Origin of the sequence: Streptomyces anandii JCM 4720, assembly GCF_014650655.1 — a bacterium.
Taxonomy (GTDB): domain Bacteria; phylum Actinomycetota; class Actinomycetes; order Streptomycetales; family Streptomycetaceae; genus Streptomyces; species Streptomyces anandii.
This window is the reverse complement of sequence record NZ_BMVJ01000002.1, coordinates 370,248-394,694: the sequence shown is the minus strand read 5'-3', so window position 1 is coordinate 394,694 and position 24,447 is coordinate 370,248. Positions and strand designations below refer to the sequence as shown.

Sequence of the window (24,447 nt, the reverse complement as noted above, 5' to 3'; positions counted from 1 at the left end):
GAGACCTACATCAGCTATCTGCGCCGCAAGCTGGACACCCTCGGGCCGCCGGTGATCACCACGCGGCGCGGTGTCGGATACGGGCTGGCGTGAGGAGGGCCGGCCCGCGGGCGCCGCGCCGGCGGCACGGCACGCACTCGCTGCGCGGAAAGCTCACCCTGACGAACGTGGCGCTGCTGGCGGTGGGCATCGTGGTGTCCACCGCGGTGAGCCTGATGGGGATGGGGCACTACCTGCTCGGCCAGGTGGACTCCCAGTTGCTCAAGACGCGTCAGTCCATCGGGGGTTCGGGGCTGACCATGCGGCAGATCGACTCGCTGGCGGCGCTGGCCCTGGTGCGGGACCGGTTCGTGCAGCCCAGCAGCCAGCAGTCCCGGCCGGACTCGGTGTTCACCGCCGTCGACGGCCACGGCCGGGCCATACCCATCGCGGGCTTCGCGCCGAGCGACACCCAGATCGCGCTGGCCCGGACGGTCGGCGACCCTCGCGCGCTCGCCGCCGACGGCGTCCCGCACGAGGTGAGGGTGCACGGGGCGGCGTACCGCACGACCGCCGTCCGGCTGGAGGACGGCAACTACCTGCTGTTCGCCACCTCGACCGACGCCCTGCACACGGGCATAGACAAGGCCCTCAAGCTCGACCTGGCCGTGGGCACGCTGCTGCTGGCGCTGCTGGTCTGCCTGACCATGTTCTCGGTGCGGCGGCGGATGCGGCCGCTGGAGGACATGGTGGAGACGTCGTCCGCGATAGCCGAGGGCGACCTGACCCGGCGGGTGCCCTCCAGCCACCACCCGACCCAGGAGGTCGAGCAGTTGCGCATCGCGCTGAACTCCATGCTGCACCAGGTGGAGTCGGCGTACCGCACGCGCGAGCGCAGCACGGCCCAGCTGCGCCGCTTCGTCGCCGACGCCTCGCACGAGCTGCGCACCCCGCTGGCGGCGATACGCGGCTACCTCCAGCTGTACGACAAGGGGATGCTCACCGAGCCGGCCGAGCGGCGGCGGGCCTGGGACCGGGTGAACGCCGAGGCGGACCGGATGGGCCGGCTGGTGGACGAACTGCTCACCCTTGCCCGTCTGGACCAGCGGCCCGAGCTGCGGCTGCGCAACGTGGACGTCAGCCGGCTGGTGCGGGACGCCGCCGGGGATCTGCGCGCGCAGCAGCCGGAGCGGCCGGTGACGGTGGAGGCGGAGGGCTCGGTGCTGGTGCGGGCCGACGAGTCGGGGCTGCGACAGGTGCTGGGCAACCTGGTGACCAACGTGCGCGTGCACACGGCCGCCGACGTCCCGGTGCGGCTCGGCGTGGAGCGCGCCGGGCGGTTCGTACGGCTCCGGGTCGCGGACAAGGGGCCTGGGCTCGCCGAGGAGGACGCGGCCCGGGTCTTCGACCGCTTCTTCCGCACGGGCACCGGCGCGGGCAGCGGACTGGGCCTGGCCATCGTCCAGGGCGTGGTCGAGGCCCACTCCGGCGAGGTGACCGTCCGCACGTCCCCCGGCGAGGGCCTGGAGGTGACGGTCACCCTGCCGACGGGCCCGTGCGAGGAACCCGGGCCGCAGGAGCCGGTCCAGGACTCCCGGGTGCCCGGGGCCCGTCGGCGGTGAGGGGTCAGATCCAGCCGAGCTTCCAGAGGCGGAAGACTCCGGTGCCGTCCGAGAGGTACTGGCCACCGCCCACGTCCTCGCTGGTGACGACGTACTCCTTCTGCTGCCACAGCGGGATCAGGGGCACGTCCTGGGCGACGTCGGACTGCAGGGTGCGGAAGTCCGCGGCCACCCGGCTGCGGTCGGCGAACTGCCGGCTGTCGGTGATGAGACGGTCGACGGTCTTGCTGCTGTAGCCGGTGTTCATCGTGGAGCCGGTGCCGACGAGCGGGGCGCCGAAGGTGTCCGGGTCGGGGTAGTCCGCGACCCAGCCGACCGCCCAGGCGTCGAGCTTGCCGGCCGCCCACCGCTTCTGGAAGTCGGTCCACTCGTAGCCCTTGACGTCGACCTTGAACAGGCCGCCCGTCTCCAGCTGCCGCTTGAGCTCGGCGGCCTCCTGCTCACCCGAGCCGCGGCCCTTGCCGTAGCCGTAGGTGAAGCGCACGGGGAGCGACACGCCGGCCTCGGTCAGCAGCGCCCGGGCCTTCTTCACGCTCTGCGCCGGGTAGGCGTCGAAGAAGGACGTGGTGTGGCCGGTGATGCCGGCCGGGATCAGCGAGTACAGCGCGTCGACCGTGCCGTCGTAGACGGAGGTGGCCAGCTGCTCGCGGTTGATCAGCCAGGCGACGGCGCGGCGGACGCGCACGTCGTGCAGCGGCGAGGAGGCCCGGGTGTTGAAGTAGAGGTTGCGGGTCTCGGAGCTGTCGGACTCCGACACGCGCTGGTTGGGGTCGCTGGGGTTGAGCCGGGCGAGGACGTCCGGGGTCAGCGTGCGGGTGGCGACCTCGACCTGCTTGCCCTTCCACGCCGCGTCGAGCGCCTTGCCGTCGGAGAAGTAGCGCAGATCGACCGGGCGGCGGGTGCCGGTGACGGCGCCCTTGTAGGAGCCGTTCGGCGTCAGCTGCGCGGCCTCGTCCTTGGTGTAGCCGGACAGCTGGTAGGGGCCGGTGCCGTCCACCTGCGTGCCACCGCGCAGCGCGTTGAGGGCGTACTGGGTGCGGTCGACGATGGACCCGGCGCCGGTGGCCACCTTGAACGGGAAGGTGGCGTCCGGCGTCGACAGGTGGAACGTCACCTCCTGGCCGACGGCGTCCACGGAGCCGAGGGTGGAGAACAGGGGGGCCGGACCGACGTCGGAGTTGATCTTCTTGACGCGGTCGAAGGAGTACTTCACGTCCTCGGCCGTCATCGCGCGCCCGCTCGGGAACTTCAGCCCGTCCCGCAGCTCGCAGCGGTAGGTGCGCAGTCCGCCGCCGACGAAGCCGCAGCTCCTGGCCGCGTCCGGGATGGGGGAGGCGCCGTCCGGGGCGAAGGTGAGCAGCGACTGGAAGACGTTGCTGAACAGGGCCCAGGAACCCGCGTCGTAGGCGCCGGCCGGGTCGAGCGAGGTGACGGCGTCCGTCGTGCCGACCGTGATGGTCTTGTTCTTGTCTCCCTGCGACGGCAGCAGTTGCCAGCCGCCGACACCCACGACGGCCAGCACGAGCAGCGTCACGAGTATCCGCATGCGAACGGATCGCATCGGTGTCCTCCCCAGACCCTTCACGGGTCCCTTAACAAGGGCATATGCCACCCCCCTTGGTGGCGCCGATACCTAATCACACGGGTTTCGCCCCGGGGAAGAGGGTTCTGGAGAGAATGGAAAGAAGTTACGGAAATTTGTTGTCGGTTCGTTTCACAGCCGGTTCTCAGCTTGTTCCCGGACTTGCGCGCCTTCCTCCCGGGATGCGCCCCAACGTCCTTTTGCCGCAGCCCGCTTGGAGGCCGCTCGGGCCTGCCCGCAGGCGAGTCGGATCACAGTGATGCCGGACGGGCCGCCCACGCGCGTGGGCGGCCCCCGGGCGTCGGCGCCCCGGCTGGCGTACGGCCGGGTGTCGCCGCAGCGGTCGAGGCCCGTCAGGCCGGGTTGGCGGCCGCGATCAGGTGCCGGGCCCGAGCCGGCCACGGATGGTTCCAGGTGTCCGGAACGCTATGACGTCCGGCGCAGTGCGCGCAGTCCGCGCAACCCGATGCCGCCGATGACCGTCCCCAATACGAAGGAGACGACGGCCAGCGTCAGGTGCACCCAGAAGTACGCCGTCGGCCGGCCGTGGTCGAACGCGAGGCCGCTGCCGTCCTTGACGAGATTCTTGACGAAAGTGACCCAGATGATCCAGCTCCACACCCCGAAGGCGAGCAGGAACCAGGAGAGGGGGCGGCTGAGCTTCATACGTTCAGTATCACCGGCGCGCGCCCCGCTCCGTGTGCGGGGTGGGAGGGGGGACGGGACTTCGCCGCACGGGGCAGGTACTTTTCCGACCGTGTCCGCACCCCAGAAGACCGTCAGGCGATCCCTGCTGGTCACTTCCGCCGCTCTGTTGTCCGTTTCGCTGACCGCGCCCGCCGCGCTCGCCGCGCCGACGCCGAAGACGAGCCCCTCGGCCACTCCCCCGGCGCGGATGTCCGCCGTGGGCGGCGCCCGCCTCGCGGTGCCCGGGACCCAGGTGAACCTCGCCGGCGGCGTGCCAGTGCTGCCCAAGGACCTCACCGCGCGGTCCTGGATCGTGGCCGACGCCGAGTCGGGCCAGGTGCTGGCCGCGCACAACGCGCACTGGCGGCTGCCCCCGGCCAGCACGCTGAAGATGCTGTTCGCGGACACGGTGCTGCCGAAGTTCCCGCGCGACGAGAAGCACAAGGTGGCCGTGACCGACCTCGCCGGGATGGGCGCCGGCTCGAGCCTGGTCGGGATAAAGGAGAACGAGACGTACACGGTCCACGACCTGTGGCTGGGCGTCTTCCTGCGCTCGGGCAACGACGCCGTGCACGTGCTGTCGGCGATGAACGGCGGCGTGCCGCAGACCGTGAAGGACATGAACGCGCACGCCGCCGAACTCCAGGCCAGGGACACCCATGTGGTGAGCCCGGACGGCTACGACGCCGACGGCCAGGTCTCCTCGGCGTACGACCTGACGCTGTTCGCGCGCTCCGGGCTGCAGAAGAAGGACTTCCGGGAGTACTGCTCGACCGTGCGGGCCTCCTTCCCGGGCGAGACAAAGAAGGACAAGAAGGGCAAATCCACCCGAGGTTCCTTCGAGATCCAGAACACCAACCGGCTGCTCAGCGGCGACTACGACGTCTCCGTGTACCAGGGCATCGCGGGGGTGAAGAACGGCAACACCACCAACGCGGGCGCCACCTTCACCGGTGTCGCCGAGCGCGACGGCCGGGTGCTGCTCGTGACGGTGATGAACCCGGAGAAGAAGGAGCACAACGAGGTCTACCGGGAGGCCGCCAAGCTCTTCGACTGGGGCTTCAAGGCGGCCGGGAAGGTGCAGCCGGTGGGCGCGCTGGTGCCGCCGAAGAGCGCGGACGCGGCGAGTGCCCAGCCGGGCGCCAACCCCTCCCCGGGCCAGGCGGGCGGCGCGGGCGGCTCCTCGTCCCGGCCGGTGGCCGGCGCCTCCGTCAAGAGCGGCTCGGGCGGCATGGGGATCGCGCTGGGCATCTCCGCCGGGGTGCTGGTGCTGCTCGCGGCGGGCGCGTTCCTCGTCAACCGCCGCTGGCCGCTGCCGGATCTGATGCGCCGCCGGAGCCGCTCCTGACCTCCGCCTCCTGCTCCTTGCTCCCCGTCGCCGTCCAGGCGGCGCAGTACAGCACCAGCTTGGACGTGAAGTTGATCCACAGCAGCAGGGCGACGGGGACGCCGAAGGCGCCGTACATGCTCTTGGCCGCGACGCCCTGGATGTAGCCGCTGAGCAGCAGCTTGAGCAGTTCGAAGCCGACCGCGCCGAGCAGTGCGGCGACCAGCAGCCGGTGGCGCGGGGGCTCGACGCCGGGCAGCAGGGTCAGGACGTACAGCAGAACCAGGAAGTCGGCGAGCACGGCGACGGCGAAGGCGACGACGCGCAACAGCAGGCTGCCCCAGCCGTGTTCGTCCAGGCCGAACTGGCGGGAGGTCCAGCCGACGGCGGCCGAGGCGACGGTGGAGACGGCGAGGGTGACGACCACCGCGCCGCCGAAACCGACCAGGATGCCGCCGTCCTTGAGCTTGTCCAGCAGCGGGTTCCCGTCGGCGTCGGGCAGTTCCCACACCGTGCGCAGGCAGTCCCGCATCTGGCCGACCCAGCCGATGCCGGTGAACAGCAGGAAGGCGCCCGCGATCACGCCGACCGTGCCGGCGTTCTGCACCAGGGCGCTGATGTCCAGTTGACCGCCGAGCCCGGGGAACTGCTGCTCGATCTTGCTCTGGAGGGTGTGCTGCTGGGCCGTGCTGAGCGTGGCGGCGCCGATCGCGGCGCCCACCGTCAGCAGCGGGAAGAGGGCGACGAAGCTGACGAACGTCATGGCGGCGGCGAGCCGCGTCCACTTCACCCGGTCCAGACGCTCGTACGAACGCCAGGCGTGCGTGAGCGTCAGGCGCGCCAGCCAAGGGCCGACGACGGGAAGGTTCTTCAGCCAGTCCATGATCCGACTGTGCCCGCTGCGGGGAAGCATGAACACCGCGTTTCTGCGACAAAACGTCCATAAGCGGGCGATACAGTCGTCTGCCGTGAAGGATGTCCTCGACCGACTCGCCCCCACCGCCCGTCTCCCCCGGTCCGTGCTCGTCCTCGGCGGCACGTCGGAGATCGCGCTGGCCACCGCGCGCCGGATGATCGCGCGGCGCACCCGCACGGTGTGGCTGGCCGGCCGCCCCACTCCCGCGCTGGAGGAGGCCGCCGTCCATCTGCGCTCGCTGGGCGCCGAGGTGCACACCGTCGCCTTCGACGCGGTCGACCCGCCGGCCCACGAGGCGGCGCTCGGCAAGGTGTTCGCCGAGGGCTCCGTCGACATGGTGCTGCTGGCCTTCGGCGTGCCCGGCGACCAGGCCTACGACGAGCGCGAGCCGCTCAACGCGGTGGCGGTCGCGCAGACCAACTACACCGGGGCGGTGTCCGCGGGCCTGGTGGCCGCGCGCGAGCTGCAGAACCAGGGGCACGGCTCGCTGGTGGTGCTCTCCTCCGTGGCCGCCGCGCGGGCCCGCAGGGCGGACTTCATCTACGGCTCCAGCAAGGCCGGTCTGGACACCTTCGCGCAGGGCCTGGGCGACGCGCTGTACGGAACCGGCGTCCACGTCATGGTCGTACGGCCCGCGTTCGTGCGGACGCGGGCGACGGCCGGGCGTCCGGCCGAGCCGTTCGCGAGCACGCCCGCGGAGGTCGCCACGGCTGTCGAACTGGGGCTTCGGCGGCGCTCGGAGGACGTGTGGGTGCCGGGCTCGCTGCGGGTGGTGGCGTCGGCCGTACGGCACCTGCCGAGGGCGCTGTTCCGGCGGCTGCCGCTCTGATGTGCCGGCGCGGGCCCGGCGCGGGCCTATCGCGCGGGCAGGGTGCCGCGGTCGGCGGGGGCGTCGACCGGGGCCGCCTGCGGGGGCACCACGGTGCGGCCGCCGAAGGTGAACTCCCGCAGCCGGCGCCAGACTCCGTCCGCGCCCTGTTCGTGCAGGGCGAAGCCCGTGCAGTACCACTCGGCGGTGTAGTCGGCGAGCTCCGCGAAGGCGCGGTCCATCGCCGCGTCCTCGATGCCGTGCGCCACCGTGACGTGCGGGTGGTAGGGGAACTGCAGTTCCCGCGCCACCGGGCCGGAGGCGTCGCGGACCTGCTTCTGCAGCCATGTGCAGGCCTCGGCGCCCTCGACCACCCGCACGTACACCACCGGCGACAGCGGGCGGAAGGTGTCCGTGCCCGACAGCCGCATGGTGAAGGGGTGTCCGGCCGCGGCCACCTCGGTCAGATGGGCCTCGATGGCCGGCAGGTCGCCGTCTGCGACCTCGGTCGGCGGGAGCAGGGTGACGTGCGTGGGGATGCCGTGAGCCGCGGCGTCGCCGAAGCCCGCGCGCCGCGCCTGGAGCAGGCTGCCGTGCGGCTCCGGGACCGCGATCGACACGCCGATCGTTACGGTCCCCACGTCGTCTCCTGTCGTCGTGCCGGATGGGTCGTCTGTTTCGTTCTCAGCCGTTTGGCCGTTTCGTCACTGCCGTCCGGCTTCGACTGTACGACCACGGCCGTCCTGTGGGCAGGCGCAGCCGCAGTGATGTGCAGCGCTTCGCGCCCGGCGCGCGCGTGCGGGAGTGCGCCTCAGTGCTTGGCGGGCAGGAAGCCCACCCTGGCGTACGCCTCGGCGAGCGTCTCCGCGGCTACCGCGCGCGCCTTCTCCGCGCCCTTGGCCAGGATCGAGTCCAGCGTCTCCGGGTCGTCCAGGTAGCCCTGGGTGCGCTCCCGGAACGGCGTCACGAACTCGACCATGACCTCGGCGAGGTCCGTCTTGAGCGCACCGTAGCCCTTGCCGGCGTACTTCTCCTCCAGTTCGCCCACACCCGCGCCCGTGAGGGTCGAGTAGATGGACAGCAGGTTGCTGACGCCGGGCTTGGTCTCCGCATCGAAGCGGATGACCGTGTCGGTGTCGGTGACCGCGCTCCTGACCTTCTTGGCGGTGGCCTTCGGGTCGTCCAGGAGGTTGATGAGGCCCTTGGGCGTGGAGGCCGACTTGCTCATCTTGACCGTGGGGTCCTGGAGGTCGTAGATCTTCGCCGTCTCCTTGAGGATGTACGCGCTCGGGACGGTGAAGGTCTCGCCGAAGCGCCCGTTGAAGCGCTCCGCGAGGTCGCGGGTCAGCTCGATGTGCTGGCGCTGGTCCTCGCCGACCGGCACCTCGTTGGCCTGGTACAGCAGGATGTCGGCGACCTGGAGGATCGGGTAGGTGAACAGGCCGACCGAGGCCCGGTCGGCGCCCTGCTTGGCCGACTTGTCCTTGAACTGGGTCATCCGGGACGCCTCGCCGAAGCCGGTGAGGCAGTTCATGACCCAGGCGAGCTGGGCGTGCTCGGGCACGTGGCTCTGCACGAAGAGGGTGCAGCGGTCCGGGTCGAGCCCGGCGGCCAGCAGCTGGGCGGCGGCGAGCCTGGTGTTGGCGCGCAGCTCGGCCGGGTCCTGCGGGATCGTGATCGCGTGCAGGTCGACGACCATGTAGAACGCGTCGTGGGTCTCCTGCAGGGACACCCACTGGCGGACGGCGCCGAGGTAGTTGCCGAGGTGGAAGGAGCCCGCGGTGGGCTGGATCCCGGACAGCACGCGAGGTCGGTCGTTGGCCATGTTCACCATTCTCTCAGGTACGGGGCACTGATCCGGAACTGCCCGGGCACCGGCCGCGCACCGTTCCGCGACGCGGCGGATCCCTTGTGCCTGAGGGGTGGTAATAAGGGCCTCCAGCGGAGGGGGGCTTCGGCCTCCGGGCGGAGGGGGGGCCTTCATGCGACGGCCGGTGGGTGCGGTGGTGGTGGCGGCTGCGGCGGTCCTGGCGGGCTGGCCGGGGGTGGCCTCGGCGGATTCCCCGGGTGCCCGGCCGGAGTCGGTTTCGGGGGCGTACCCGGAGCCCGATGTGGCGGTGGTCACGTACACCGCCACCGGGCGGACCGCGGCCTGGCACTCGGGGGAGGCCGAGTTCGACGGGCTGCGCGGTGTGCTGGACCCGACGTACCCGGGTACCGAGCGGGTTCCGGAGGCCTGGACGGAGGGCCGCCATCCGCCGGTGCGGATCACCGTGCTGTGGGGGCTGACCGGGGTCGGGGGCTGGCCGCGGACGAGCCGGGCGCCCGGCGGGGACGTGGCGATGCTGCGCCAGGACCAGCTGTTCGTGACCGACGACGGCACGCCGTGGGTGCGCACCGACCCGGCGCCGGACCTCCCCGACGACGACGTCCGCTGGCACCGGGCGCCGCTCCGGTTCTACGACCTCGCGGACCACGACGGCCTGCTCGGCAGCACGCCCCCGGCGGCCGGCGGAGACGGCACGCGGGAGCGCGTGTGGTGGGCGGCCGCGGGGCTCGCGGCCGGGATCGCCGGCTCCGTGCTGGTGCGCCGGGTGGCGGACCGGCGCGAGGCCGGGCCGCCACGCGGGGAACCGCGTCAGGAGCTGATCGATCTGTGAGCCGCCCCGGCCGCCCCGGCAGGATCAGCCGAGGTCGATCTCCGGGTAGAGCGGGAAGCCGGCGACCAGGTCGGTGGCGCGGTGGGAGATCTCGTCCGCGATCTTCGCGTCGAGCACGTGCTGCGCCTTCGACGGGGCGCCCTTGGCGGTGGTGCCCGGCTCGGCGGCGGTCAGCACACGGTCGATGAGGCCTGCCACCTCGTCCATCTCGGCGGTGCCGAGGCCGCGGGTGGTCAGGGCGGGGGTGCCGATGCGGATGCCGGAGGTGTACCAGGCGCCGTTGGGGTCGGCCGGGATGGCGTTGCGGTTGGTGACGATGCCCGACTCCAGCAGCGCCGCCTCGGCCTGGCGGCCGGTGAGGCCGTAGGAGGAGGTCACGTCGATCAGGTTGAGGTGGTTGTCGGTGCCACCGGTGACGAGGGTGGCGCCGCGCCGGGTCAGGCCCTCGGCCAGCGCGCGGGAGTTGTCGACGATGCGCTGGGCGTAGTCCTGGAAGGAGGGCTGCCGGGCCTCGGCCAGGGCGACCGCCTTGGCGGCCATCACGTGCGGGAGCGGGCCGCCGAGCACCATCGGGCAGCCGCGGTCGACCTGGTCCTTGAGGGAGTCGTCGCACAGGACCATGCCGCCGCGCGGGCCGCGCAGCGACTTGTGGGTGGTCGTGGTCACGATCTGGGCGTGCGGCACCGGGTCGAAGTCGCCGGTGAGGACCTTGCCCGCGACCAGGCCCGCGAAGTGGGCCATGTCGACCATGAGCGTGGCGCCGACCTCGTCGGCGATCTCGCGCATGATCCGGAAGTTCACCAGCCGGGGGTACGCCGAGTAGCCGGCCACGATGATCAGCGGCTTGAACTCGCGGGCGGAGGCGCGCAGGGCGTCGTAGTCGAGCAGACCGGTGGCCGGGTCGGTGCCGTAGGAACGCTGGTCGAACATCTTGCCGGAGATGTTCGGGCGGAAGCCGTGGGTGAGGTGGCCGCCGGCGTCGAGGGACATGCCGAGCATGCGCTGGTTGCCGAAGGCGCGGCGCAGCTCCGCCCAGTCCTGCTCGGAGAGGTCGTTGACCTGGCGGACGCCGGCCTTCTCCAGGGCGGGCAGCTCGACGCGCTGGGCGAGGACGGCCCAGAAGGCGACGAGGTTGGCGTCGATGCCGGAGTGCGGCTGGACGTAGGCGTGGCGGGCGCCGAAGAGTTCGCGCGCGTGCTCGGCGGCCAGCGACTCGACGGTGTCGACGTTGCGGCAGCCGGCGTAGAAGCGGCGGCCGACGGTGCCCTCGGCGTACTTGTCGCTGAACCAGTTGCCCATCGCCAGGAGGGTGGCCGGGGAGGCGTAGTTCTCGGAGGCGATCAGCTTGAGCATCTCGCGCTGGTCGGCGACCTCCTGGCCGATGGCGTCGGCGACGCGCGGCTCCACGGCGCGCACCACGTCCAGGGCGGCGCGGAAGGCGGTGGACTCGGGGGAAAGGGGCTGCTCTGGCATGAGGACCTCCGGACGTGGCGTTCGGCGTTCACGGTACGGCCCAGGCGCACGGCACACATTTCCGCTCGGGCCGCTCCCCGATGGTCGGTCCCATCTTCGGGTTCCGGTCCGCGAACGCGGTCGGCGGAACCCAGCGCGCCAGTCACGGCCCGCCGATCAGCCTACCGGGCGGGTTTCGCGGCCGGGTTCCGGCGTCCAGCATGCGAGCGGGGATAGGAAGGAGGCGTCCCTGGGGCCCGTCCGCCGGACAGGCCCTCGTCACCGGCCGACCTCGGAGCAGCCGTGTCCGCTACGGAAGACCTGATCGCCGCCGCCGACGCCCACAGCGCGCACACCTACCATCCGCTGCCCGTGGTGATCGCGACCGCGGACGGCGCGTGGATGACGGACGTGGAGGGCCGCCGCTACCTCGACTTCCTGGCCGGCTACTCGGCACTGAACTTCGGGCACGGCAACCGGCGCCTGCTGGACGCGGCCAGGGCGCAGCTGGAGCGGGTGACGCTGACCTCGCGGGCCTTCCACCACGACCGGTTCGGCGCGTTCTGCGAGCGGCTGGCCGCGCTGTGCGGCATGGAGACGGTGCTGCCGATGAACACGGGCGCGGAGGCGGTGGAGACCGCCGTGAAGACGGCCCGCAAGTGGGGCTACAAGGTCAAGGGCGTGCCCGCCGAGATGGCCAAGATCGTGGTCGCGGGCAACAACTTCCACGGCCGTACGACGACGGTGATCAGCTTCTCCACCGACCCGGAGGCGCGCGCCGACTTCGGCCCGTACACGCCCGGCTTCCAGATCGTGCCGTACGGCGACATGACCGCGATGCGGTCGGCGGTGACGGAGAACACGGTGGCCGTGCTGCTGGAGCCGATCCAGGGGGAGGCGGGGGTGCTGGTGCCGCCGGCCGGATATCTGGCGGCCGTGCGGGAGCTGACCCGGGAGCGGAACGTGCTGTTCGTGGCCGACGAGGTGCAGTCCGGGCTCGGCCGCACGGGCCGCACCTTCGCGTGCGAGCACGAGGGGGTCGTGCCGGACGTGTACGTACTGGGCAAGGCGCTCGGCGGCGGGATCGTGCCGGTGTCGGCGGTGGTGTCCTCGCGGGAGGTGCTCGGGGTGTTCCGGCCCGGCGAGCACGGGTCGACGTTCGGCGGGAATCCGCTCGCGTGCGCGGTGGCGCTGGAGGTGATCGCGATGCTGGAGTCGGGCGAGCACCAGGTACGGGCGGCGGAGCTGGGCGCGCATCTGCACCGGCGGCTGGGCGAGTTGGCGAACACGGGCCGGGTCACGGCGGTGCGCGGGCGCGGGCTGTGGGCGGGCGTGGACGTCGATCCGTCCCACGGCACCGGCCGGGAGATCTCGGAGCGGCTGCTGGACCGGGGCGTGCTGGTGAAGGACACCCACGGCTCGACGCTCCGGATCGCCCCGCCGCTGGTGATCGGCGAGCAGGACCTGGACTGGGGCCTGGACCAACTGGCGGCGGTGCTGGGGGTGTAGGGCCCGTGCCCGGGTTCGGAGATCGGTGTGAGTGGCCGTCCGGTCGAGGCGGGGGCCCGGCACTCGCCTAGAGTCACAGCGTGCTCTTGGGAATGGTGTGCGCGCTCGGCGCGGCGGTGTGTTTCGGTACGGCGACGGTGCTCCAGGCGATAGCCGCGCGGGCCGCCGCCGAGTCCGGCGGCTCGGGCGGCGACGCGGCACTGCTGCTGCGGGCGGTGCGGCAGTGGCGGTACGTGGCCGGACTGGGCCTGGACGGCCTGGGCTTCGTGCTCCAGGTGGTCGCGCTGCGGTCGGTGCCGATCTACGCGGTCGGCGCGGCCCTCGCCTCCAGCCTCGCGGTGACCGCGGTGGCCGCCTCCCGGCTGCTGCGGGTGCGGCTGAGCGCGGTGGAGTGGACCGCGGTGGGCGTGGTCTGCGCGGGTCTGGCGATGCTGGGCCTGGCCTCGGGCACCGAGGGCAGCGAGCCGGGCTCGGCCGCGCTGAAGTGGGCGATGCTCGGGGCGGGCCTGGGCGTGCTCGCCCTGGGCGCGGTGGGCGGCCGGCTCCCCGGGCGCGGCCGGGCGCTGGTCCTGGGCCTGGGCGCGGGGCTCGGCTTCGGCGTGGTGGAGGTGTCGGTGCGGCTGATCGACTCGCTCGACCCGGTGCACCTGCTGACCAACCCGGCGACGTACGCCCTGGTCCTGGGCGGGGCCGCGGCCTTCGTGCTGCTGACCTCGGCGCTCCAGCGCGGCTCGGTGACGACGGCCACCGCCGGCATGGTGATCGGCGAGACCATCGGCCCGGCCGCGATCGGCGTGATCTGGCTGGGCGACCGCACCCGTGAGGGCCTGGCCTGGCTGGCGGTCCTGGGCTTCGCGGTGGCGATCGCGGGCGCCCTGGCCCTGGCCCGCTTCGGCGAGGCACCGGCCTCGGCCGAGGAGACGGCCACCGAGAAGGTGTGACCGTCCAAGACCCCTCCTCGAGGCTTCCCTCGCGGCGGCCGTCGGTCACGGCAGGGCCCGGCACAGGGCGTTCAGGGCTGTGGCCCAGGTGTGGTCCGGTGGGGTGCCGTAGCCGACGACCAGGGCGTCGAGGGGGGTGGCGGTGGACCGGGGGTGGCGGAAGCGGGTGAGGCCGTGGACGGCGAGGTTCTGCCAGGCCGCGGCCTGGACCACGGCGGGTTCGGTGCCGGGCGGCAGGCGCAGCACGGCGTGCAGGCCGGCGGCGATGCCCGTGGCGTGGACCTCGGGGGCGTGCTCGGCGAGGGCGGAGACGAGGGCGTCCCGGCGGCGGCGGTAGCGCAGACGGGCCGCACGGACGTGGCGGTCGTAGGCGCCGGAGGTGATGAACTCCGCCAGGGTGAGCTGGTCCAGCACCCCGCAGGTGTCGGAGCGGCCCTTGGCGGCCGTGACCTCCTCCACCAGGGACGGGGGCAGCGCCATCCAGGCCAGCCGCAGCCCGGGGGCGAGGGACTTGCTGGCGGTGCCGAGGTAGACGACGTGGTCGGGGTCCAGTCCCTGGAGCGCGCCGATGGGCTGGCGGTCGTAGCGGAACTCGCCGTCGTAGTCGTCCTCCAGGACCAGGCCGCCGGTGCGGCGGGCCCAGTCCACCACCGCCGCGCGCCGGCCGGGGCTCAGGGGCACGCCCATCGGGAACTGGTGGGAGGGCGTGAGCAGGACCGCGCCGGCGCCCTCCAGTCCGTCCGGCCCGTCCGGCCCGCCTGGTCCGCCTGGTCCGTCGGTGACCGTGCCGCGTTCGTCGAAGGGCAGCGGGCTGGTGCGCAGGCCCGCCCGCTCCAGCAGGTGCCAGTGCGCGTCCAGGCCGTACGACTCGACGGCGACCGTGCTCGCGCCGCGCGCCCGCAGGACCGCGGCGAGGATGCCCAGGCCGTGCGAGAAGCCCGAGCAGACCACCAGCCGCTCCGGGTCGGTGCGCACGCCCCGGACGCGGGCGAGATAGCCGGCCAGCGCGGTGCGCAGGACGAGGTTTCCGCGCGGATCGCCGTAGCCGAGGGCCCGGTCGGGGGCGGCGGTCAGGGCGCGGCGGGCGGCCCTGAGCCACTCGGCGCGGGGGAAGGAGGCCAGGTCGGGGGTGCCGGGGACGAGATCGTGGGTGGGTGCGCCCGGTGCCCGGCGCGGACGGGCCGCCTCCGCCGGCGGGGCCGCCGGAGCACGGTCGGCGACACGGGTGCCCGAGCCCTGGCGGGCGGTGAGCCAGCCCTCGGCGACCAGGTCGGCGTAGGCGTCGGCGACGGTGTTGCGGGCGATGCCGAGGTCGGCGGCGAGCGTACGGGAGGACGGCAGACGGGTGCCGGGCGCGAGGCGGCCGGTGCGGACGGCTTCGCGCAGGGCGCCGGTCAGCCCGCGGCGCACCCCCGGACCGGCCGGCTGGAGGTGGAGGTCGACTCCCAAAGTGGCCCAAGTTTTCGCCATGGAAATGGACCATACTCCTGGGCTGCCCGGCTCCTAGGCTCGACGGCATGAGCACTGAGACAACCCAGGAAACCGTCGAGTACGCCCCCGAGCACACCCCGCGGCTGAACTGGGCGCAGCACGCGCCCGAGGTCTACAAGGCGATGATCCGGCTGGAGACCGCGGCCCGGAAGGGCATGGACGCCAAGCTGTACGAGCTGGTGAAGATCCGTGCCTCGCAGCTCAACCACTGCGCCTTCTGCCTGGACATGCACACCAAGGACGCGCTCGCGGCCGGGGAGAGCGTGGAGCGGATCGTGCAGCTGAGCGCCTGGGAGGAGTCGCGGCACTTCTACACCGAGAAGGAGCTCGCGGCGATCGAGCTGACCGAGGCGGTGACCGTCCTGACGGACGGCTTCGTGCCCGACGAGGTGTACGAGAAGGCCGCCAAGCACTTCGACGAGCCGGAGCTGGCCCAGCTGATCGCCGCGATCACCGTGATCAACGCCTGGAACCGCTTCGGCGTGACCACCCGCATGGCCCCGGGGCACTACACACCGGGACAGCACGGGTGAGCCGAGCCGCCTCCTGACTCGGCCAGTTCCCTCAGAGCCCGGTCGCCGGGATGTGCGGCGGCGAGTCGGTGTCCGGCATCACCGGCCCATTCGGGCTCGGACGGGGCGAGGGCGTTGATGAACAGGGCGAGTTGTACGCCGAGGTCGAACTCCGGGTGATCGCCTGCCACGAGGCGGGCGACGCCCCGGTCGACGACGGCGGAGAGCTCGCCCTGGCACACCGAGACGATCTCCGGGTACAGCAGGTCGTTCGCACTGCGGTCGAGTTGGACCCGGTCGGCGATCCGGATGAGCGCCCGAGCCGCCTCGATGCGTTCGGCCGCGGTCCCTCGCTCGTCGACCATGCCGGCTGCGGCCCACCGCTTCAGCCAGGTGCGCGAACGTGTCGTCCTGGCTGTTGAAGCGGTCGTACGTCTGGCCTCGCCAGGCCAGGTCGCCGGGTGCGCCGGCCGCCTCGACGACCGTCGCGTAGCCGATCGGATCCGCCCACGAACGCAGCGCGCAGCAGGCGAGGAAGCGCGTGGCCGGATCGGCGTTCTCGTCGCGCAGGAGGGCCACCAGGCCCTCGGTGCGTTCGGCGTAGCCGCCGTCGAGAGCATCGGCGATGACGTCGTCCGGCTCGGCGGGCAGGCCGTCGAAGTCCGTGAACAGGAGCTGCCTCAGCACAGGATCCGGTCCCGTCCCAGCAGGCCCTACAGCAGGTGGTCGGCCTTGCCGGCCTTGATGTCGGTGATGAGGGTGCGCAAGGCTTCGAGGGAGTCGGTGAGGTAGTGGTCCTCCTGACCGGCAACGGCTATGTAGGCGTTGCCGTCGGCGTCGGTGCCTATGCGGAAGCAGGAGCTGCCTTCGGCGCAGAAGGGGCTTTCCCAGGTGATGTCGGGCACTGGTACTCCTCACAGTTGTCGTGCGAGTTCACGGATGAAGTCTCGGGACTGCTCTGGCGGCAGTGCCAGATCCTCCAACAGATCGAGTTGCGCCCGGTATTTCACCAACTGCCTCTCAGCGTGCAGGAACGTGGGTCCGTGGGAACTGTCCACCTGCACTGTGTCGAGCTGCGGTACGGGGCCTTCGAGGTAGACGACGGTCTGCCCTGCCCCAGGGAAGGCGCCGCGGGCGAAGGGGAGTACGAGCACGGTGACGTTGTCCCACTCGGAGACCTCCAGCAGGTGCTCCAACTGGGCCCGGGCCACACCGGTACCGCCGAACTGCATCCGCAGGGCGGCCTCGTGGATGACAGCGACGTACGGGATCGCGGTGTCGCCGGTGATCACCTGCTGACGTTCCGAACGCAGCGCGAGCCGCAGGGCAACCTCGTGCTCGGGCAGAGCAGGTACCGCCGCTCGGAAGATGGCCATCGCCTGTTCCGACGTCTGGAGCATGCCCGGCACATGCACGGTGTTGGCGCCCCGCATGCGTACAGCACCGCTCTCCGTTTCCGCGATGTCCAGCAGGCCTTGGGGCAGGATGCCTCGATAGCGCTCCCACCAGCCCGCACTCGCCTTGGCCATCGCGACGAGCGCCTCGACGTACGCTTCGTCGGTCACATCGCAGTTGCACGCCAGCGTGCGGAGGCGGTCGGCGTTGATACCCCGGACTCCTGACTCGATGTTCGAGATCTTGCCTCGGTCGACACCCAGCAGACCCGCCGCGAACTCTGCGGATACTCCTGCCGCAGTACGGATACGCCGCAGCTCACTTCCCAGTCGCTTCTGCCGTTCCGTGGGCGTCGTCCTCGGGGGCATGAGGCTCCTTCCACCTCCGGTGGTGAATTCCCTTGAGTGCGTGGAAAATTTACCACCGCCTGCTCTACTGTCAGTATCGCGCACGCTACACACCGCAACGCCGGAAGCGCACCGCGCGAGCATGCCCGCCTGCCCTGGGACGGGTGCGCCGCGACCAGGGCGGCAGGCCACCGGCGAACTGAAACCCCTCACACCGTCGCGGAGTTCGCCATGCCCGAAATCCCCCTCGTCCCCGTCCATTGGCGCTTGCCCGCCCACCCCACCTCCGTACGGAGGGCCCGCCACGCCGTCGCCGAATCGCTGCCGGACATCCTTCGCCCTCACCTCGGCGACGACCTGAACCTGTTGACTTCCGAGTTGGTCACCAACGCCATCCGTCACGGCGCCTGCCGGGAGGACGAGGACCTCATCGAACTCACCCTTTGGCCCGCCGACGGGCACTACTGGCTCGCCGTCTCCGACCCGGGCACCGGCAAACCCCGACTGGCCCGCCCGGACACGGACTCCGAGAGCGGCCGGGGCCTGCTCCTCGTCGACAGCCTCGCCGCCGCCTGGACCGTCCGGCCCCGCCGCTCGCGCGGAACGTCGGTGATCGCGGGGCTCTCGCTCCAGCCTGCGGGTTAGAGAGCGTTTTGCCCCGGCGACGCGGGTTGCCGTGAGCCCTTTGACGCGGGGAGCGCGTTGGACGACTGAGAGAACATTGGCGTCCGATGACTTCCGCTTCGGTGCCCGGCCGGATAATTTCGGCCGGACACCTCTGCAAGTAGCCCTAACACTAGCTTCTGAGGATCAGTACCGAACCCTCGCGCGGGGTGTCCGATGGCGCATGATCCGAGTCCCCTTTATGCGACCAGATAGTGTAACTGAGACACGCGACAAACCCATCACCACTGTCGGACCGCAGCGCTAGACAGTGAACGTGTCGCGAATGAGACTCTTTTACGTCGGAGAACCTCAAGATCTCCTCCGCCCGTGCCGGATCCGCATGGCTGATAGTGAGCGGCCGATACACCGTTTTCAACTTCATTCCGATTACGCCGTAGAATGTGACCTCGATGAATTCGGGCGACCCGGATGCCGGCTCGACGCTTCGCAACTTGAGTTCCGAATGGCTGATGCTGTAGCGCCAGGGCCGAAATTTCCGATCGAAGAAGATCGGCAGGCCGGCGCTGCTCGGCTGCGGCGCCTCATCCTTAGGAGGCGAATGGATTGGCAACGGGACTCCCGCTTCTGTAGAAGGTGACGCGAGACCATGCGCGTCCGCGATCAACTGGGCGATCTGCGCGGTGTGGGTGGCGCCGAGGAAGTCCTGGCGCTGGGCCTTGTACTGCCCGACCTGGATGAACTCATCGAGCAGGTCGTCGGGGCCTTCCAGGGCGATCCGGGCCGTCGATTTGACCTGCGGACCGCCGCTGTCGGGCCGCAGGTTCGGTTGTTCGCCCCGCGGACGCCGGCGGCCCCTTGCTCACCGGAGCCGGTGAGCAAGGGGCCGCTGAAGGAGCGTCGGTGATCAGGGCAGCCACGCCTTCCAGGTGGGCCGGTGGGTGTCCACCCACTTCTTCGCCGCCTCGGCCGGGCTGAGCTTCTGGTCGGCGATCATCAGGGAGACCTCGTTCTGGTCCTCGGTCGTCCACTTGAAGTTCTTCAGGAAGGCGGCCGCCTTGCCGCCGGACTTCGCGAAGTCGGCGTTGAGGTACTTCTGAAGGGGCGTGTGCGGATAGGCGCAGGCGACCTTGGCCGCGTCCGTGTCGCAGCCCTCCTTGTACGGCGGCAGCTTCACCTCCGTCATGGGGACCTTCTCGAACAGCCACTGCGGCGAGTACCAGTACGTCAGGAAGGGCTTCTTCTCCTTGGCGAACTGGCGGATCTGCGTGATCTGCGCGGCCTCCGAACCGGCGAAAACCACCTGGTAGTCCAGCTTGAGGTTCTTCACCAGCGCCTTGTCGTTGGTGACGTAGGACGGGGAGCCGTCCAGGAGCTGGCCCTTGCCGCCGCTCTCGGGGGTGCGGAAGAGGGAGGCGTACTTGTTGAGGTTGCGCCAGTCGGTGATGTCCGGGTGCTGCTTGACCAGGTACGTGGGGACGTACCACCCGATGTGCCCGGTCACCCCGAGTCGGCCGCCGGGCGCGATGGTCTTCTTGTCCCGGACGTAGCGCTTCTCCTGGTCGGGGTGGCCCCAGTCCTCCAGGATGGCGTCGACCCGGCCCTGGCTGAGCGCGTCCCAGGCGGGCACCTCGTCGACCTGGACGGTGTCGACGCGGTAGCCCAGCTCGTGTTCGAGGAGGTACTGCGCCACGGCCACGTTGGACTGGGCGCCCACCCAGGACTGCACGGACAGCGTCACGGTCTTCGAGCCGCGCGCGCCCGCGAACGGCGAGGCCTGCCGGGTCATGTCGGCGGCCCCGCAGCCGGCCAGCAGCGAGCACGTGGCGGCCGCGGCGGTGATCAGGGCAGTGGTGCGTACGGGCTTCCTCATGTCAGGCTCCCTTCCCGGTCCGGCGCCGCGTCGGCTGGGTGACCCGGTCGAGCGTCAGGCCGAGGCAGACGATGGCGATGCCCGCGACCAGGCCGGTCGCCAGGTCGCCCTGGGCCAGGCCGAAGACGACGTCGTAGCCGAGCGCGCCGCCGCCGACCAGACCGCCGATGATGACGACGGCGAGGACGAGCACCACACCCTGGTTGACCGCGAGCAGCAACGCGGGACGTGCGAGCGGGAGTTGCACCTGCCGTAGCTGCTGCGCGCCGGTGGCGCCCAGCGAGCGGGCCGACTCCAGCGCCGCCGGGTCGACCTGGCGCAGGCCCTGCGCGGTGATCCGTACGACGGCCGGGAGGGCGTAGACGACGGCCGCGGCGACGGCGGGCGCGCGGCCCACGCCGAACAGGGCGACGACCGGGATCAGGTAGACGAACTGCGGCATCGTCTGGAAGACGTCCAGTACGGGCCGCAGCAGCTTCTCGAACCGGTCGCTGCGGGCGGCGGCGATGCCGGTGGCGAAGCCGAGGACCAGGGTGACCGCGACGGCCGCGAGCACCTGGGACAGCGTGTCCAGCGACGGCTTCCACACGCCGAGCACGCCGATGGCGGCCATGGCGCAGGCCGCGGTCAGCGCGGTGCGCCAGGTGCCGATCAGCCAGGCGAGCGCGGCGACGATCAGGAGCACCGACCACCAGGGCAGCCACTGGAGCCCGGAGCGGACCGGGTCCAGCACCCAGGTGGTGAAGCGGCCCGCCCAGTCCGCGGTGCCGCCGACGTAGGGGACGCCGGAGTACAGGTGGGCGGTCATCCAGTCGACCGCGCGGTCGACCGGCTCGGCGATGCCGACCGTCCAGCCGGCGGGCCAGTCCGGCCGGCCGGTCAGGCGGGCGGCGAGCGCGGCGGCGGCCACGGCCACGGCGGCCGCGGCGGCGTACGGCAGGGCGCGGACGCCGTGCCGTTCCTGCCCGATCCGCTCCCCCGCGGCCGCGGTCACCCGGTCCAGTACGACGGCCAGCAGCACGATCGGGATGCCGGCCGCGAGGGCCGCGCCAACGTCGACCGAGGCGAGCGCCTGGTAGACGCGGTCGCCGAGGCCGCCGGCGCCGATGACGGAGGCGATGACGGCCATGGACAGCGCCATCATGATCGTCTGGTTGAGGCCCAGCAGGAGTTCCTTGCGGGCCAGCGGGAGGCGGGCGGTCAGCAGCCGCTGGCGCGCGGTGGCGCCGAGGGAGTCGACCGCCTCCAGTACCTCCTTGTCCGCGCCGCGCAGACCGAGCGCGGTGAGCCGGGCCATGGGCGGGGCGGCGTAGACGACCGTGGCGAGGACGGCGGCGGGCACGCCGATACCGAAGACCAGGACGACCGGCAGCAGGTACGCGAAGGCGGGGAGCACCTGCATGGTGTCCAGGACCGGGCGCAGCGCGCGGTCCATGCGGTCGGACAGGCCGGCGGCCAGGCCGAGCAGCGCGCCCACGACGACCGAGGCGAGCACCGCGACCACCATCAGGGCGAGGGTCTGCATGGTGGGCACCCACATGCCGAGCGCCGCGCAGGCCAGCAGCGCGGCGGCCGTGCCGAGGGCGAGCCGGGCCCCGGCCACGCGCCAGGCGACGGCCGCGCCGAGCGCGGTGACGCCCGCCCAGCCGGCGGCCAGCAGGAACAGGTAGACGGCGCGCACCGAGACGACGACGGCCTCGCTGATGTAGCCGAAGAAGTACAGGAACAGCGGGTGGCTGTCCCGGTTGTCGATGATCCAGTCGCTCGCGCTGCCGAGCGGCTTGGACAGGTCCACGGTCAGTGCCTGCGGCCAGCTGCCGCTCGACCAGCGGGCGGCGGCGAACGGCACCAGGACGGCCGCGAGCACGGCGAGGGCCAGCAGTTTGCGCACCGCGGGGTGCCTGAGGACGGCGGGCACCGACAGCGCGGGTCGGGAGGCGGACGCGGTGGTGGTCGCCATCAGTTCGCCTCCCTGGTCTGCTCCGTTCCGGCCCCGGCGGTCTGCCCCGTTCCGGTTCCGACGGGCTGTCCCGTTCCGGCCACGACCCCGAGCAGGCACGCGTGGTCGACGACGCCGAGGCAGCGGCCCTCGTCCATCACGCGCGCGGGCGAGCCGGTGCGGGCGACGGCCTCGATGGCCTCGGACACGGTGGCCTCGGGCGCGAGGGCCGGGCCGTCGCCGGCCTCCGACCCGGACGCGGGGCGCATGGCCGTGCGTACGGTCATGACCTGTTCGCGCGGGATGTCGCGGACGAACTCGCGGACGTAGTCGTCGGCCGGGGAGCCGACGATCTCCTCGGGCGTGCCGAGCTGGACGACACGGCCGTCGCGCATCAGGGCGATGCGGTCGCCGAGCTTGAGCGCCTCGGACAGGTCGTGGGTGATGAAGACCATCGTGCGGCCCTCCTCCCGGTGCAGCCGGACGACCTCCTCCTGCATGTCCCGCCGGATGAGCGGGTCGAGGGCGCTGAACGGCTCGTCGAACAGCAGCACTTCGGGGTCGACGGCCAGGGCGCGGGCCAGGCCCACTCGCTGGCGCTGGCCGCCCGACAACTGGCCGGGGCGGCGCTGCTCCATGCCTTCCAGGCCGACCTTGGCGACGACCTCGGCCGCACGCTCGCGGCGCTCGCCCTTGCCGACGCCCTGGATCTGGAGGCCGTAGGCCACGTTGTCCAGGACGGTGCGGTGCGGCAGCAGGCCGAAGTGCTGGAAGACCATCGCGGCACGGTGGCGGCGCAACTGGCGCAGCCGGGACCGGTCCATCGCGCGCACGTCCTCGCCGTCGATGGCGATGGTGCCGGCGGTCGGCTCGATGAGCCGGGTCAGGCAGCGTACGAGGGTGGACTTGCCGGAGCCGGACAGGCCCATGACGACGAAGACCTCGCCCTTGCGCACGTCGAAGGAGACGTCGCGGACGGCGGCCGTGCAGCCGGTGCGCTCGCGCAGCTCGGCGGGACCCAGGTCGCTGAGCTCCTGGTCGGCGGGGACCCGGTCGGCCTTCGGGCCGAAGACCTTCCACAGGCCGTCGACGGAGAAGACGGGGTCGGGGGACGGTTCGCCGGTGGGCGGTTTGCGTGTGGGGACCGCGAGAGCCATCAGGCCTCACCTCCGATGAGATCGGCGGCCTTCTCCCCGACCATGAGCACCCCGATCATCGGGTTGACCGCGGTCATGGTGGGGAAGACGGAGGCGTCCGCGACACGGATGCCGTCCAGGCCTCGGATACGCAACTCGGGGTCGACCACCGCGAGTTGATCGTCGGGCGAACCCATCCGGCAGGTGCCGGCGGGGTGGTAGACGGTGTGGGCGACCTTGCGGGCGTACTCGCTCAGCTCCTCGTCGCCGGTGACGTCCGGGCCGGGGCACACCTCGCGCTTCAGCCAGCCGGCCAGCGGCTCGGTCCTCGCGATCTCGCGGGCGATGCGGATGCCGTCGACCAGGGTGCGGGCGTCGTAGTCGTCCTCGTCGGTGAAGTAGCGGAAGTCCAGGGCCGGTTTGACGGACGGGTCGGCGCTGGTGAGGTAGAGGCGGCCGCGGCTCCTCGGCTTGGGGATGTTCGGGGTCATCGACACGCCGTGGGGCGGGCGTTCGTAGCCGAGCCGCTCCGGGTTGTCCGTGAAGGGGATCTGGTAGAAGTGGAACATCAGGTCCGGGCCCGGCCGGGCGGGGTCTCGGCGCACGAACAGGCCCGCGTCGGAGTCCATCGCGGAGTTCTCCGGGATGGGGCCGTTCGTCTCCCAGACGATGACCGACTCCGGGTGGTCGAGCAGGTTCTCGCCGACGCCCGGCAGGTCGTGCACGACGGGTATGCCGAGACTCTCCAGGTCCGCCCTCGGGCCGATGCCCGAGTGCAGCAGCAGGCGCGGGGAGTCGACGGCGCCCGCGCACAGCACGACCTCGCGGCGGGCGCGCAGCAGGAGCTCCTCGCCGTCCTTGGTGCGCACGTGCACGCCCTCGGCGCGGGTGCCGGCCAGCTCCAGCCGGTACGCCCAGGTCTCCAGCAGGACCGTCAGGTTGGCGCGCTCGTCCATCACCGGGTGCAGATACGCGACCGAGGCGCTGGAGCGCTTGTTGTCCTCCGGGTGGTAGGCGAGGTCGAAGAAGCCGGTGCCCTCGGTGAACGGCTCGCGGTTGAAGCCCTCGATGCGCGGCACGCCGAGCGCGGCCCGCGCGGAGTCGACGAAGTCGCGGGCGATGGCGTTGCGGTCCCGCTCGTCGACCGGGACGATGTTGTTCTTCAGCCGGGCGAAGTACGCCTCCATCGGCACCGCGCCCCAGCCCTTGGCGCCGGCCGCCTCCCACTCGTCGAAGTCGGACGGCAGCGGCTTGAACGCGATCAGGGTGTTGTGCGAGGAGCAGCCGCCGAGCACGCGGGCGCGGCTGTGCCGGATGTGCGAGTTGCCGCGCGGCTGTTCGGTGGTCGGGTAGTCGTAGTCGAGTTCGCCGCCGAGCAGGCCCATCCAGCGGCGCAGGGTCAGCACGTCGTCGCGGCCGACGTCGCTGGGGCCGCCCTCGACGAGGGCGACGGTGACGTCCGGGTTCTCGGTGAGGCGGGAGGCGATGACGGAGCCCGCCGTGCCGCCGCCTATGACTACGTAGTCGTACTCGTGGCGGCTGTCGTGGTGGTCGTGGGTGTGATCGGGCATGGGGGTGGTACTCCAAGGGGGACGGGGAGGTCCGGGAGGCCGGGCCGGACTCGAGCGGGGCCGGGCCGACGTGACG

24 protein-coding genes and 1 riboswitch are annotated in these 24,447 nt (G+C 71.9%); of the genes, 9 read left to right on the top strand and 15 right to left on the bottom strand.

All coding sequences use genetic code 11. The annotated features are described in order from the left end of the window. Both IE249_RS36235 and IE249_RS04960 read left to right on the top strand, forming a co-directional pair. Positions 1–93 (top strand): winged helix-turn-helix domain-containing protein (locus tag IE249_RS36235; protein WP_373304352.1); only part of this gene is annotated, 93 nt, incomplete at its 5' end. Continuing rightward, positions 90–1,601, top strand: a complete 1,512-nt coding sequence (locus tag IE249_RS04960) for a sensor histidine kinase (RefSeq protein WP_189703507.1) — start codon at positions 90–92, stop codon at positions 1,599–1,601. The genes IE249_RS36235 and IE249_RS04960, both read left to right, overlap by 4 nt. A 4-nt stretch (positions 1,602–1,605) precedes the next feature. Here IE249_RS04960 and IE249_RS04955 read toward each other — a convergent pair whose 3' ends face one another. Further along, a complete protein-coding gene (locus tag IE249_RS04955; protein ID WP_229857545.1) occupies positions 1,606–3,147 on the bottom strand; it encodes an ABC transporter substrate-binding protein in 1,542 nt (513 codons plus the stop codon). Positions 3,148–3,609: 462 nt separating this feature from the next. Then, positions 3,610–3,849 carry an SCO4848 family membrane protein gene (locus IE249_RS04950; RefSeq protein WP_189703505.1) on the bottom strand — a complete coding sequence of 80 codons (240 nt, stop codon included), beginning with the start codon at positions 3,847–3,849 and terminating at the stop codon, positions 3,610–3,612. Positions 3,850–3,940: 91 nt separating this feature from the next. Here IE249_RS04950 and IE249_RS04945 point away from each other — a divergent pair, with 91 nt between their 5' ends. Then, positions 3,941–5,218, top strand: a complete 1,278-nt coding sequence (locus IE249_RS04945) for a D-alanyl-D-alanine carboxypeptidase family protein (protein WP_373304344.1) — start codon at positions 3,941–3,943, stop codon at positions 5,216–5,218. Here the strand turns inward: IE249_RS04945 and IE249_RS04940 are convergent. Further along, entirely contained in the window at positions 5,166–6,080 is a 915-nt protein-coding gene (locus IE249_RS04940) for a YihY/virulence factor BrkB family protein (protein WP_189703503.1), read from the bottom strand. The two genes, IE249_RS04945 and IE249_RS04940, sit on opposite strands and share 53 nt — an antisense overlap. An 85-nt stretch (positions 6,081–6,165) precedes the next feature. Between IE249_RS04940 and dprE2 the strand changes: the two genes are divergently transcribed. Next, entirely contained in the window at positions 6,166–6,942 is a 777-nt protein-coding gene (dprE2, locus tag IE249_RS04935; protein WP_229857543.1) for a decaprenylphospho-beta-D-erythro-pentofuranosid-2-ulose 2-reductase, read from the top strand. 26 nt (positions 6,943–6,968) lie between these two features. Here dprE2 and IE249_RS04930 read toward each other — a convergent pair whose 3' ends face one another. Both IE249_RS04930 and trpS read right to left on the bottom strand, forming a co-directional pair. Further along, entirely contained in the window at positions 6,969–7,562 is a 594-nt protein-coding gene (locus tag IE249_RS04930) for a 2'-5' RNA ligase family protein (RefSeq protein WP_189703501.1), read from the bottom strand. A 170-nt stretch (positions 7,563–7,732) separates the two neighbouring features. Then, positions 7,733–8,746: a tryptophan--tRNA ligase gene (trpS, locus tag IE249_RS04925; protein WP_189703500.1), complete on the bottom strand. Its 1,014-nt coding sequence runs from the start codon at positions 8,744–8,746 to the stop codon at positions 7,733–7,735. A gap of 157 nt (positions 8,747–8,903) precedes the next feature. Between trpS and IE249_RS04920 the strand changes: the two genes are divergently transcribed. Beyond that, a complete protein-coding gene (locus tag IE249_RS04920) occupies positions 8,904–9,581 on the top strand; it encodes a hypothetical protein (RefSeq protein ID WP_189703499.1) in 678 nt (225 codons plus the stop codon). 24 nt (positions 9,582–9,605) lie between these two features. Here the strand turns inward: IE249_RS04920 and IE249_RS04915 are convergent, their stop codons facing one another. Next, a complete protein-coding gene (locus IE249_RS04915) occupies positions 9,606–11,054 on the bottom strand; it encodes a glycine hydroxymethyltransferase (protein WP_189703498.1) in 1,449 nt (482 codons plus the stop codon). Between the two features lie 31 nt (positions 11,055–11,085). After that, positions 11,086–11,210: riboswitch (ZMP/ZTP riboswitch) on the bottom strand. Positions 11,211–11,336: 126 nt separating this feature from the next. Here IE249_RS04915 and rocD point away from each other — a divergent pair. Both rocD and IE249_RS04905 read left to right on the top strand, forming a co-directional pair. Continuing rightward, positions 11,337–12,542 carry an ornithine--oxo-acid transaminase gene (gene rocD, locus IE249_RS04910; protein ID WP_189703497.1) on the top strand — a complete coding sequence of 402 codons (1,206 nt, stop codon included), beginning with the start codon at positions 11,337–11,339 and terminating at the stop codon, positions 12,540–12,542. Positions 12,543–12,634: 92 nt separating this feature from the next. After that, positions 12,635–13,483: a DMT family protein gene (locus IE249_RS04905; RefSeq protein ID WP_189703698.1), complete on the top strand. Its 849-nt coding sequence runs from the start codon at positions 12,635–12,637 to the stop codon at positions 13,481–13,483. A 45-nt stretch (positions 13,484–13,528) separates the two neighbouring features. Here the strand turns inward: IE249_RS04905 and pdxR are convergent, their stop codons facing one another. Then, on the bottom strand, positions 13,529–14,953 hold the full coding sequence (gene pdxR / locus IE249_RS04900; protein WP_189703496.1) for a MocR-like pyridoxine biosynthesis transcription factor PdxR: 1,425 nt from the start codon (positions 14,951–14,953) through the stop codon (positions 13,529–13,531). Positions 14,954–15,000: 47 nt separating this feature from the next. Between pdxR and IE249_RS04895 the strand changes: the two genes are divergently transcribed. Continuing rightward, on the top strand, positions 15,001–15,507 hold the full coding sequence (locus tag IE249_RS04895) for a carboxymuconolactone decarboxylase family protein (RefSeq protein ID WP_189703495.1): 507 nt from the start codon (positions 15,001–15,003) through the stop codon (positions 15,505–15,507). Here the strand turns inward: IE249_RS04895 and IE249_RS04890 are convergent. The 3 genes from IE249_RS04890 to IE249_RS04880 form a co-directional block, all read right to left on the bottom strand. Next, a complete protein-coding gene (locus IE249_RS04890) occupies positions 15,483–15,851 on the bottom strand; it encodes a hypothetical protein (protein ID WP_189703494.1) in 369 nt (122 codons plus the stop codon). The genes IE249_RS04895 and IE249_RS04890 overlap by 25 nt on opposite strands. Before the next feature lie 348 nt (positions 15,852–16,199). Next, positions 16,200–16,391 carry a hypothetical protein gene (locus tag IE249_RS04885; protein WP_189703493.1) on the bottom strand — a complete coding sequence of 64 codons (192 nt, stop codon included), beginning with the start codon at positions 16,389–16,391 and terminating at the stop codon, positions 16,200–16,202. Positions 16,392–16,400: 9 nt separating this feature from the next. Beyond that, positions 16,401–17,249 (bottom strand): helix-turn-helix domain-containing protein, encoded by an 849-nt coding sequence (locus IE249_RS04880; protein WP_189703492.1) that lies wholly within the window; start codon positions 17,247–17,249, stop codon positions 16,401–16,403. A 210-nt stretch (positions 17,250–17,459) separates the two neighbouring features. On the opposite strand from IE249_RS04880, the gene IE249_RS04875 reads away from it, so the two are divergent. Then, positions 17,460–17,873 carry an ATP-binding protein gene (locus IE249_RS04875; RefSeq protein WP_189703491.1) on the top strand — a complete coding sequence of 138 codons (414 nt, stop codon included), beginning with the start codon at positions 17,460–17,462 and terminating at the stop codon, positions 17,871–17,873. Between the two features lie 151 nt (positions 17,874–18,024). Here IE249_RS04875 and IE249_RS39950 read toward each other — a convergent pair whose 3' ends face one another. The 5 genes from IE249_RS39950 to IE249_RS04850 all read right to left on the bottom strand — a co-directional run bounded on the left by IE249_RS39950 (position 18,025) and on the right by IE249_RS04850 (position 24,371). After that, positions 18,025–18,624, bottom strand: coding sequence for a hypothetical protein (locus tag IE249_RS39950; protein ID WP_373304351.1), 600 nt, complete (start codon positions 18,622–18,624; stop codon positions 18,025–18,027). A 135-nt stretch (positions 18,625–18,759) separates the two neighbouring features. Further along, positions 18,760–19,725: an ABC transporter substrate-binding protein gene (locus IE249_RS04865; protein WP_189703490.1), complete on the bottom strand. Its 966-nt coding sequence runs from the start codon at positions 19,723–19,725 to the stop codon at positions 18,760–18,762. Position 19,726: 1 nt separating this feature from the next. Beyond that, a complete protein-coding gene (locus tag IE249_RS04860) occupies positions 19,727–21,685 on the bottom strand; it encodes an ABC transporter permease (RefSeq protein ID WP_189703489.1) in 1,959 nt (652 codons plus the stop codon). After that, on the bottom strand, positions 21,685–22,821 hold the full coding sequence (locus tag IE249_RS04855; protein WP_189703488.1) for a quaternary amine ABC transporter ATP-binding protein: 1,137 nt from the start codon (positions 22,819–22,821) through the stop codon (positions 21,685–21,687). Before IE249_RS04855 ends, IE249_RS04860 begins: the two co-directional genes overlap by 1 nt. After that, positions 22,821–24,371: a GMC family oxidoreductase gene (locus IE249_RS04850; RefSeq protein WP_189703487.1), complete on the bottom strand. Its 1,551-nt coding sequence runs from the start codon at positions 24,369–24,371 to the stop codon at positions 22,821–22,823. The genes IE249_RS04855 and IE249_RS04850 overlap by 1 nt, the downstream gene beginning before the upstream one ends. Positions 24,372–24,447: the final 76 nt, after the last annotated feature.

Coding starts and splice junctions, on each gene's coding strand:
- pdxR (WP_189703496.1), bottom strand. CDS start 14,953: ATGGCGAAAACTTGGGCCACTTTGGGAGTCGACCTCCACCTCCAGCCG.
- IE249_RS04950 (WP_189703505.1), bottom strand. CDS start 3,849: ATGAAGCTCAGCCGCCCCCTCTCCTGGTTCCTGCTCGCCTTCGGGGTG.
- IE249_RS04915 (WP_189703498.1), bottom strand. CDS start 11,054: ATGCCAGAGCAGCCCCTTTCCCCCGAGTCCACCGCCTTCCGCGCCGCC.
- IE249_RS04850 (WP_189703487.1), bottom strand. CDS start 24,371: ATGCCCGATCACACCCACGACCACCACGACAGCCGCCACGAGTACGAC.
- IE249_RS04955 (WP_229857545.1), bottom strand. CDS start 3,147: ATGCGGATACTCGTGACGCTGCTCGTGCTGGCCGTCGTGGGTGTCGGC.
- IE249_RS04895 (WP_189703495.1), top strand. CDS start 15,001: ATGAGCACTGAGACAACCCAGGAAACCGTCGAGTACGCCCCCGAGCAC.
- IE249_RS04880 (WP_189703492.1), bottom strand. CDS start 17,249: ATGCCCCCGAGGACGACGCCCACGGAACGGCAGAAGCGACTGGGAAGT.
- IE249_RS04860 (WP_189703489.1), bottom strand. CDS start 21,685: ATGGCGACCACCACCGCGTCCGCCTCCCGACCCGCGCTGTCGGTGCCC.
- IE249_RS04940 (WP_189703503.1), bottom strand. CDS start 6,080: ATGGACTGGCTGAAGAACCTTCCCGTCGTCGGCCCTTGGCTGGCGCGC.
- IE249_RS04905 (WP_189703698.1), top strand. CDS start 12,635: ATGGTGTGCGCGCTCGGCGCGGCGGTGTGTTTCGGTACGGCGACGGTG.
- IE249_RS04875 (WP_189703491.1), top strand. CDS start 17,460: ATGCCCGAAATCCCCCTCGTCCCCGTCCATTGGCGCTTGCCCGCCCAC.
- IE249_RS04865 (WP_189703490.1), bottom strand. CDS start 19,725: ATGAGGAAGCCCGTACGCACCACTGCCCTGATCACCGCCGCGGCCGCC.
- IE249_RS04890 (WP_189703494.1), bottom strand. CDS start 15,851: ATGGTCGACGAGCGAGGGACCGCGGCCGAACGCATCGAGGCGGCTCGG.
- trpS (WP_189703500.1), bottom strand. CDS start 8,746: ATGGCCAACGACCGACCTCGCGTGCTGTCCGGGATCCAGCCCACCGCG.
- IE249_RS04855 (WP_189703488.1), bottom strand. CDS start 22,821: ATGGCTCTCGCGGTCCCCACACGCAAACCGCCCACCGGCGAACCGTCC.
- IE249_RS04920 (WP_189703499.1), top strand. CDS start 8,904: ATGCGACGGCCGGTGGGTGCGGTGGTGGTGGCGGCTGCGGCGGTCCTG.